The 3970-nt window shown below is 58.1% G+C and carries 5 protein-coding genes and 1 pseudogene; 4 read left to right on the top strand and 2 right to left on the bottom strand.

Annotation, left to right across the window (positions count from 1 at the left end):
• Nucleotides 1-555 precede the first annotated feature (555 nt).
• Both ABN256_RS19300 and tetR(C) read right to left on the bottom strand, forming a co-directional pair.
• Nucleotides 556-870: a helix-turn-helix domain-containing protein gene (locus ABN256_RS19300; protein WP_061342203.1), complete on the bottom strand. Its 315-nt coding sequence runs from the start codon at nt 868-870 to the stop codon at nt 556-558.
• Nucleotides 857-1516 (bottom strand): tetracycline resistance transcriptional repressor TetR(C), encoded by a 660-nt coding sequence (gene tetR(C) / locus ABN256_RS18815; protein ID WP_001038045.1) that lies wholly within the window; start codon nt 1514-1516, stop codon nt 857-859. Before tetR(C) ends, ABN256_RS19300 begins: the two co-directional genes overlap by 14 nt.
• A 92-nt stretch (nt 1517-1608) precedes the next feature.
• Between tetR(C) and tet(C) the strand changes: the two genes are divergently transcribed.
• The 4 genes and pseudogenes from tet(C) to ABN256_RS18795 form a co-directional block, all read left to right on the top strand.
• The gene (gene tet(C) / locus ABN256_RS18810; protein WP_053409934.1) at nt 1609-2799 is read left to right on the top strand and encodes a tetracycline efflux MFS transporter Tet(C); all 1191 of its coding nucleotides are present in this window, start codon (nt 1609-1611) and stop codon (nt 2797-2799) included.
• Nucleotides 2703-3041 carry a hypothetical protein gene (locus tag ABN256_RS18805; protein WP_002310911.1) on the top strand — a complete coding sequence of 113 codons (339 nt, stop codon included), beginning with the start codon at nt 2703-2705 and terminating at the stop codon, nt 3039-3041. The genes tet(C) and ABN256_RS18805 overlap by 97 nt, the downstream gene beginning before the upstream one ends.
• Nucleotides 3042-3045: 4 nt before the next feature.
• The gene (locus ABN256_RS18800; protein WP_009873362.1) at nt 3046-3237 is read left to right on the top strand and encodes a hypothetical protein; all 192 of its coding nucleotides are present in this window, start codon (nt 3046-3048) and stop codon (nt 3235-3237) included.
• A gap of 11 nt (nt 3238-3248) precedes the next feature.
• Nucleotides 3249-3518: pseudogene (locus tag ABN256_RS18795) on the top strand (phage integrase family protein); the annotation flags it as partial.
• Between the last annotated feature and the right edge of the window lie 452 nt (nt 3519-3970).

Genomic DNA, 3970 nt, shown 5'->3' with positions numbered 1-3970 from the left:
ATGCCGGCCTTTGAATGGGTTCATGTGCAGCTCCATCAGCAAAAGGGGATGATAAGTTTATCACCACCGACTATTTGCAACAGTGCCCATAGGCTTCATCAGCGCCTGACTGGCGAGCACGATTCCGGCCCTAGCCGCAGGATCGCGCAGGACGACCTAGTTACGAACCAGGCCGAGTGTTCCTGACATCCATCGGCACCATAGTTCTGCTTATCCGGCACGCGCGCGTCAGGGGTGTGGTGAACTACAAAGCAGACCCGTTGAGGTTATCAGTTCGATGCACAATCAGCAGCGCATAAAATATGCACAAGAACAGGAGCACCCTTCGCATTAAGCTGTGGTGGTAACAAGTAGTGCCGGGCTACCATCAGCGAGCATGATGCGCTCCCACAGCATTCGCCTTGGCAGTATGGAAGTTCCTCGCTCCAGTTCGGGCCGGTATCCACCTCGAGTGACCCCAGCCGCCCCTCATGCCAACCGAGCCCATTAAGCGCAGAGTCGGCCGCAACTATCTCGGGGACGCATAAACACGCAGCGATTTACCAAGGAGTTCGGCTAGGTCAATCCGCAATTCCCTTTGCCTGGCCGGAGATGCCGCGAGCAAACAATGTGTCCGGTCGCTACCAGATGGACTTTGTGGGCGGAGGATTGCACCAGACGCTTCAGCGCAGCGTCGTACGATGAATCGGAAGGCCCGGTAAGCAATTGAAGAACCGCTGACCACCTCCCATCCGACAATGCAAGGGTGCCCCGCTCCCAGCGCGACACGGTTGCCTGATCCACACCCATTAATTCAGCTAGGTGACTTTGCTTCATATGACGAAGCAACCGCGCCCTCCGCACCTGCCGCCCCCTGTCATTCGTCAACATTCTTCAGCACCTCAATGTCGTTCGTAGTGAGCCTCATTTTTTCAAGACCGCCGATGATGAGAGCCAGGCCTCGCTCGAATGCCGCGTCCGGACCGCCTTCGTAGACGATTTTCATCGCGCTCTGTAGGCGCGCCGGCATCGTAGACGCTGAGGTGGTCAACTGATCTTCGCCCCGCTCCTCGGCGTCTGCCTCGCTAGCTTGCTGCTCAAGAACAGCGCCGACGGTGAAGTAGCTGATTGCCATCAACGCATAGGTCGCGTCACCTGCCGAAAAGCCAGCATCGCAAAGGAAGCGAAGCTGCGCGTCGGCTTTTTCCATCTGCGGCGCGGCTGGCCGCGTCCCGGCATGAATACGCGCGCCATCGCGATAAGCGAGCAACGCCCGTCGAAAACTGCATGCATTGCCCTTCAGGAACGAACGCCAGTCGTCGTCATCCCTTGGCGTCGAATGCGTGTGATTTATCGTCAGCATGGCTTCGGCAAGTGCGTCGAGCAACGCACGCTTGTTCTTGAAATGCCAGTAGAGCGCTGGCTGTTGCACCCCGAGGCGCTCAGCCAGTCGGCGCGTCGTTAGACCTTCCATGCCCACGTCGTTAAGCAGTTCGAGCGCGGTTCGGATCACGGCCTCGCGTTGGAGCTTGTTCATTCGCGAATTCTCATGTTTGACAGCTTATCATCGATAAGCTTTAATGCGGTAGTTTATCACAGTTAAATTGCTAACGCAGTCAGGCACCGTGTATGAAATCTAACAATGCGCTCATCGTCATCCTCGGCACCGTCACCCTGGATGCTGTAGGCATAGGCTTGGTTATGCCGGTACTGCCGGGCCTCTTGCGGGATATCGTCCATTCCGACAGCATCGCCAGTCACTATGGCGTGCTGCTAGCGCTATATGCGTTGATGCAATTTCTATGCGCACCCGTTCTCGGAGCACTGTCCGACCGCTTTGGCCGCCGCCCAGTCCTGCTCGCTTCGCTACTTGGAGCCACTATCGACTACGCGATCATGGCGACCACACCCGTCCTGTGGATCCTCTACGCCGGACGCATCGTGGCCGGCATCACCGGCGCCACAGGTGCGGTTGCTGGCGCCTATATCGCCGACATCACCGATGGGGAAGATCGGGCTCGCCACTTCGGTCTCATGAGCGCTTGTTTCGGCGTGGGTATGGTGGCAGGCCCCGTGGCCGGGGGACTGTTGGGCGCCATCTCCTTGCATGCACCATTCCTTGCGGCGGCGGTGCTCAACGGCCTCAACCTACTACTGGGCTGCTTCCTAATGCAGGAGTCGCATAAGGGAGAGCGTCGACCGATGCCCTTGAGAGCCTTCAACCCAGTCAGCTCCTTCCGGTGGGCGCGGGGCATGACTATCGTCGCCGCACTTATGACTGTCTTCTTTATCATGCAACTCGTAGGACAGGTGCCGGCAGCGCTCTGGGTCATTTTCGGCGAGGACCGCTTTCGCTGGAGCGCGACGATGATCGGCCTGTCGCTTGCGGTATTCGGAATCTTGCACGCCCTCGCTCAAGCCTTCGTCACTGGTCCCGCCACCAAACGTTTCGGCGAGAAGCAGGCCATTATCGCCGGCATGGCGGCCGACGCGCTGGGCTACGTCTTGCTGGCGTTCGCGACGCGAGACTGGATGGCCTTCCCCATTATGATTCTTCTCGCTTCCGGCGGCATCGGGATGCCCGCGTTGCAGGCCATGCTGTCCAGGCAGGTAGATGACGACCATCAGGGACAGCTTCAAGGATCGCTCGCGGCTCTTACCAGCCTAACTTCGATCATTGGACCGCTGATCTTCACGGCGATTTATGCCGCCTCGGCGAGCACATGGAACGGGTTGGCATGGATTGTAGGCGCCGCCCTATACCTTGTCTGCCTCCCCGCGTTGCGTCGCGGTGCATGGAGCCGGGCCACCTCGACCTGAATGGAAGCCGGCGGCACCTCGCTAACGGATTCACCACTCCAAGAATTGGAGCCAATCAATTCTTGCGGAGAACTGTGAATGCGCAAACCAACCCTTGGCAGAACATATCCATCGCGTCCGCCATCTCCAGCAGCCGCACGCGGCGCATCTCGGGCAGCGTTGGGTCCTGGCCACGGGTGCGCATGATCGTGCTCCTGTCGTTGAGGACCCGGCTAGGCTGGCGGGGTTGCCTTACTGGTTAGCAGAATGAATCACCGATACGCGAGCGAACGTGAAGCGACTGCTGCTGCAAAACGTCTGCGACCTGAGCAACAACATGAATGGTCTTCGGTTTCCGTGTTTCGTAAAGTCTGGAAACGCGGAAGTCCCCTACGTGCTGCTGAAGTTGCCCGCAACAGAGAGTGGAACCAACCGGTGATACCACGATACTATGACTGAGAGTCAACGCCATGAGCGGCCTCATTTCTTATTCTGAGTTACAACAGTCCGCACCGCTGCCGGTAGCTATTGACTATCCGGCTGCACTAGCCCTGCGTCAGATGGCTCTGATCCAAGGCAAACTGCCAAAATATCTGCTGGCACCGGAAGTCAGCGCCCTGCACCATTATGTTCCGGATCTGCATCGCAGGATGCTGCTGGCTACCCTGTGGAACACCTACATCTGTATTAACGAAGCGCTGGCATTGACCCTGAGTGATTTTTCTCTGGTGCCGCCTTATCACTGTTGAAGGCCACCGCTCATCACGCGTTTGCTGACATTGAGCCCTGCCGGCCGATCGGCCTGAGACTCTCAGCACAGGAGACGGCGGGTGACGAGCGTATACTTTTTCGACGCTTGGTTGCGGTCGCGCTAGGCGTGGCCGCCGACGAACCCGCTGGTGTCGCCCTTGCGGAGCAGCGCAAGGCGGACCTTGCCACGACATCCCCTCGCCCGCCGATCGTCTAAATTCGTCGAGGTTAAGAAATTCCCGCTCCGGCGAGGCCATCACCATCACCGGCGTCAGGTAGTGGACATGGCAGCAGCGCACGCAGGGGCACTGTTGCAAAGTTAGCGATGAGGCAGCCTTTTGTCTTATTCAAAGGCCTTACATTTCAGGGTAAGCGGATTAAATGGTTGATCTTACCTTTGCATGAGAGTGAGACAGACCGGCATCTCATCGGATTATCTGGT

Origin of the sequence: Proteus sp. fly-1008, from assembly GCF_040140305.1 — a bacterium.
Lineage (GTDB): Bacteria > Pseudomonadota > Gammaproteobacteria > Enterobacterales > Enterobacteriaceae > Proteus > Proteus vulgaris_B.
The sequence above is the reverse complement of the archived record's forward strand: the minus strand, read 5'-3'. Positions and strand labels throughout refer to the sequence as shown.